The following is a 4,682-nucleotide window of genomic DNA, read 5'->3' as shown; positions in this document are numbered from 1 at the left end:
GTGGCCGTCCTGGGTCACCATGCCCAAGGTCTCGCGCATCGAATCGAAGGTCAGGTCGCGGACGTCCACCCCGGCCCCGTCGCCCATTCCGCCGAAGCGCACGGCACCGGAATCGACGTCGTACAGCCGCGAGAGCAGCTGGGCGATGGTCGACTTCCCGGCCCCGGATGACCCCACAAGTGCCACGGTCTGGCCGGGTTCCACCCGGAAGCTGATGCCGTGCAGCACCTCTTCGCCGCCACGGGTGTCCAGCGTGGAGACGTCCTCGAGGGAGGCCAGCGAGACCTTGTCGGCCGAGGGGTAGGCGAACCGGACGTTGTCGAACTCCACGGACAGGGGTCCGCGTGGGGATTCCACGGCGTCCGGCTTCTGCTGGATCAGGGGCTTAAGGTCCAGGATCTCGAAGACCCGCTCGAAGCTGACCAGCGCGCTCATAATCTCCACGCGGGCGCTGGAGAGCGCCGTAAGTGGGGCGTAGAGGCGGGTCAGCAGCAGTGCCAGCACGACGACGTCGCCAGCGGCCAGCTGCCCGCCCAAGGCAAGCCAGCCACCCAAGCCGTACACCAGGGCCAGGGCCAGGGCCGAGACCAGGGTCAGGGCTGTGACGAAGGTGAACTGCAGCATGGCGGTGCGGACACCGATGTCCCGCACGCGTCCGGCACGCAGTGCGAACTCACGGGACTCCTCGTCCGGGCGGCCGAACAGCTTCACCAGGGTGGCGCCCGGGGCGGAGAACCGCTCGGTCATCTGGGTGCCCATGGTGGCGTTGTGCTCGGCGGCCTCGCGGCGCAGCTCGGCCAGCCGGGAGCCCATCCGGCGGGCCGGAATAAGGAAGATCGGCAGCAGAATCATGGCCAGGACGGTCACCAGCCAGGACTTGTTAAGCATGACCACCAGGGTCAAGGCCAAGGCCACCACGTTGCTGACCACGCCGGAAAGGGTCCCGGCGAACGCGGACTGCGCCCCGATCACGTCGTTGTTCAGCCGGCTGACCAGGGCACCGGTACGGGTGCGGGTGAAGAAAGCGATGGGCATCTTCTGCACGTGGTCGAAGACCCTGGTGCGCAGGTCCAGGATGACGCCCTCGCCGATCGTGGAGGAAAGCCAGCGGGTCACGAGTCCGAGGCCCGCCTCGGCCACAGCCACGATCGCAATCAGGACGGCGAGCCAGATCACCGTTCCGGCGTCCGTGCGGGCAATGATCGCATCCACCACCTGGCCGGCGAGCACCGGCGTCGCCACCGCGAGGACAGCCATCACGATCGAGAGCAGCACAAAGGCGATCAGCCGCCTGCGGTGCGGCTTCGCGAAGCCGAAGACGCGTTTGACGAGCGCCTTGGAAAACCGCTTGGAGCCGTCGGAGGCGCGGGTGATGTTGTAGAGGGAGCTCCAGGCAACCCGGTCCATACTCATGTGTTGGTGCCTTTCGGGGCGCTCGCGCCCTGCAGTTCGGTAACGACGCCGTCCACCACGTTCCAGCGGACGTCCAGGCGCACGTTTTCCAGCAGCCTGCGGTCGTGGGTGACGAGGAGCAGGGCCCCGTCGTAGCTATCCAGGGCCTCCTCAAGCTGTTCGATCGCCGGCAGGTCCAGGTGGTTGGTCGGTTCGTCGAGGACCAGCAGGTTCACCCCGCGGGCCTGGAGCAGCGCCAGCGCGGCCCGCGTGCGCTCACCGGGTGAGAGTGAGTCGACGGTCCGGGAGGTGTGGTCCGCCTTGAGCCCGAATTTGGCCAGCAGGGTGCGTACCTCCGCCGGGGACTGCTCGGTCAGTACGGCTTCGACGGCGTCTGCGAGTTTCAGGTGTCCCGCCAGCAGGCCGCGGGCCTGGTCGATTTCCCCGACCGCCACGGAAGCTCCCATCGCAGCGTTCCCGGCATCGGGCTGCTGCACACCGAGGAGCAGCCGCAGCAGGGTGGACTTGCCCGCACCGTTTGGTCCGGTGATCCCGATCCGTTCACCGGCGTTGAGCTGCAGGTTCACCGGTCCGAGGGTGAAGTCGCCCTGGTGCACCACGGCCTCGCGCAGGGTGGCCACCACGGCGCTGGAGCGCGGTGCGGTACCGATGCTGAACTGCAGCTGCCATTCCTTGCGCGGTTCCTCGACTTCCTCGAGCCGGGCAATACGGGATTCCATCTGCCGGACCTTCTGGCCCTGCTTCTCCGAGGACTCGGTATTGGCGGCGCGGCGGATCTTGTCGTTGTCCGGGCTCTTCTTCATGGCGTTGCGGACGCCCTGGGAGCTCCATTCGCGCTGGGTCCGGGCCCGGGAGACGAGGTCGGCCTTGGTGGCGGCGAACTCGTCGTAGCGTTCCCGGGCGTGCCGGCGGGCGACGGCGCGCTCCTCCAGGTACGCCTCGTAGCCGCCGTCGTACACGGCGACGGCGTTCTGGGCGAGATCCAGTTCCACGATGGAGGTCACGCAGCGGGCCAGGAACTCCCGGTCGTGCGAGACCAGCACCACACCCCCGCGCAGTCCCTGGACGAAGGCTTCCAGCTTGGCCAGCCCGTTGAGGTCAAGGTCGTTGGTGGGTTCGTCGAGCAGCACGATGTCGAAGCGGCTCAGCAGCAGGGCCGCGAGCGCTACCCTGGCAGCCTGGCCGCCGGAGAGCCCGGTCATAGCGGCGTCGGGCCCCACCTCGAGGCCCAGGTCCGCCAGCACCGGGGGAATCCGCTCTTCAAGGTCCGCGGCACCGGACGCCATCCAGCGGTCGAACGCCACCGAGTAGGCGTCCTCGGAACCGGGCGCACCGGTGCCCAGGGCCTCGGCCGTGGATTCCATCTCCGCGGTGGCCTGGCCGCACCCGGTCCGCCGTGCGATGTAGCCGCCAACGGTTTCACCGTCGATCCGTTCGTGTTCCTGCGGGAGCCAGCCAACAAAGGCGTCCGCCGGGGCGAGGCTCACCGCACCGTCCTGGGGCTGATCGACGCCGGCCAGCAGGCGCAGCAGCGTGGACTTGCCGGCACCGTTGGCACCCACGACGCCGACGACGTCGCCGGGCGCAACTGTAAGGGAGAGTTTCGAGAAGAGGGTGCGGTGGTCGTGACCACCGGAAAGGTCCTTGGCAACAAGGGTTGCAGTCATTGATCCATTCTCTCACCGGGGGCCGCCGCGGGCGGCCAGAGGGCACCTGCCCAGAGCGAAATCCGGGGGTAAAACCCGYACCCGTGCCGCCGGGCATAGAAGAACCCGCTGGTCCGGACTTGGGGGGTGTACGGACCAGCGGGTTCGAGCATCTAGCATAGTTGAATCGGCGGCGCCGGTAAAATCGAGCCGGGCCACAGACTCCCCGCTGGTCAAAAAACCGGCGGGCTTGGCCCATGACCAGCCAAGGAAGCCCACGAATGATTGCTGCTATCCAGTGGACCACCTTGCTGGCGTGCGTCCTCGCGGCACTGCTCCGGGCCCCGGCGGCCCTCCGCAGTGAGAACCGCTCACTGTTCGGCATCTTCGTGCTTTGCGGCTTCGCCATGCTGCTGAGCATCGGCGCCACCTACACGGTCATTGATGAGTGGCTCGGTTCGACCAACTACGCCAATCTGCTGCTGCGCTTCGTGATCTACGGGACGGTCCTGCTGGCCGGTTACAAGATCGCGCGGGGCTTCGGCCATCAGGGCAGTGTCCGGCTGCTCCTCGGCCCGGTGGGCCTAACGGTGTTGGCGGCCGTTGCCCTCGCCACCGTGGTTCCGTTCTTCCTTGCCAACACGTCCGGGACATCGCCGGGGCTGGCCACCCTTGCCGACCAAAGCCCGCGCAACCAGGAGCTGATCGGGCTCTACACCGCGGCCGGGCGGCTCTACCCTGCTTTTGTGGCCGGGTGCATTGTGCCGGCCACGGTGGTGATCCTGCGATCCCGGCTCCCCCGGCTGGTCCGCGGCGGCGCGGCCGTGCTGACGGCCGGAGCCGCAGCCACGATCCTGCTGGTTCCCGGTGATCTGCTGCCCCGGCCGCTGGCCTTCATCCAGTACTACCTCAGTTCCGCGGCGGTCCTGGGGCTGGTCCTCGGGCTCGCCCTGATCTGGCTGGGCAAGGTGAGGGCGCGTCGCGTTGCCCGGAACGCGGCGGACCGCGCCCGGGTGCGGCATCAGGAAAACATCGGGGCAGAAGAATTATGATGTTGGGAAGGTGGGAGCACCGCCCTCCCCCGGCGGCGGCCCGTCCGGCACTACGTCCTTCAACGCCCACATCTCAGCGACCCCGCAGGAAGGCCTAGATGCCAGTCCCCGCCAAGGCGTTTCAACTCTGGCTCCATCGTGCTGCCCCGACAACCAGCACGGCCGAGATCTCCAGGATCTCCGGGGTCAAGCGCACCACCCTGGCGCAACAACTGGTGCGCGGGAAAGTGGCCGAAACCACCGTTGTRAGCATCAGCCGCGCCCTGGGGATGAATCCGGCGGAGGTGCTGGCCACCTTCGAGAACTATGCGGAGCTGAAACAGCTGGGCCAGCGGCCCACCGGACCGGAACTGGTCAGCCAGGTCGCCACGATGGACCTGCTGCGGGCTGTTATCTCCCGTACCGCCACGGAGTCAGGGCAGCAGCCCGGGGACCGGCACCCTCTGAGCCCCGTCCCGCACGCCACGTCGGTGCGGAACTGGGTGGACGCGATCGACGACGGCGAACTCCGCCACCGGGTCTCGGCCGCCACCGGCATCGCACCCCAGAACTATTCGGCCCAGCTCACGGC

At 68.1% G+C, this 4,682-nt stretch carries 3 protein-coding genes and 1 pseudogene; 2 read left to right on the top strand and 2 right to left on the bottom strand.

Going from position 1 to position 4,682, the window contains the following annotated elements; translation table 11 throughout:
• Both AC1DHD_RS14505 and AC1DHD_RS14500 read right to left on the bottom strand, forming a co-directional pair.
• A partial coding sequence (locus AC1DHD_RS14505; protein WP_476880387.1) for an ABC transporter ATP-binding protein occupies nt 1-1,413 on the bottom strand: 1,413 nt, incomplete at its 3' end.
• Nucleotides 1,410-3,080, bottom strand: coding sequence for an ABC-F family ATP-binding cassette domain-containing protein (locus tag AC1DHD_RS14500; RefSeq protein ID WP_476880386.1), 1,671 nt, complete (start codon nt 3,078-3,080; stop codon nt 1,410-1,412). The genes AC1DHD_RS14505 and AC1DHD_RS14500, both read right to left, overlap by 4 nt.
• Before the next feature lie 260 nt (nt 3,081-3,340).
• Here AC1DHD_RS14500 and AC1DHD_RS14495 point away from each other — a divergent pair, with 260 nt between their 5' ends.
• Nucleotides 3,341-4,111: a hypothetical protein gene (locus AC1DHD_RS14495; RefSeq protein WP_476880385.1), complete on the top strand. Its 771-nt coding sequence runs from the start codon at nt 3,341-3,343 to the stop codon at nt 4,109-4,111.
• Nucleotides 4,112-4,209: 98 nt separating this feature from the next.
• A pseudogene (locus AC1DHD_RS14490) lies at nt 4,210-4,682 on the top strand (hypothetical protein); the annotation flags it as partial.

The sequence above is a fragment of the Arthrobacter sp. 05L45_2 genome (assembly GCF_056397525.1).
This window is presented reverse-complemented; position numbering and strand designations above follow the sequence as displayed.

What these genes read in the sequence shown, in the direction of transcription:
- AC1DHD_RS14500 (WP_476880386.1), bottom strand. Translation starts at nt 3,080, where the DNA reads ATGACTGCAACCCTTGTTGCCAAGGACCTTTCCGGTGGTCACGACCAC.
- AC1DHD_RS14495 (WP_476880385.1), top strand. Translation starts at nt 3,341, where the DNA reads ATGATTGCTGCTATCCAGTGGACCACCTTGCTGGCGTGCGTCCTCGCG.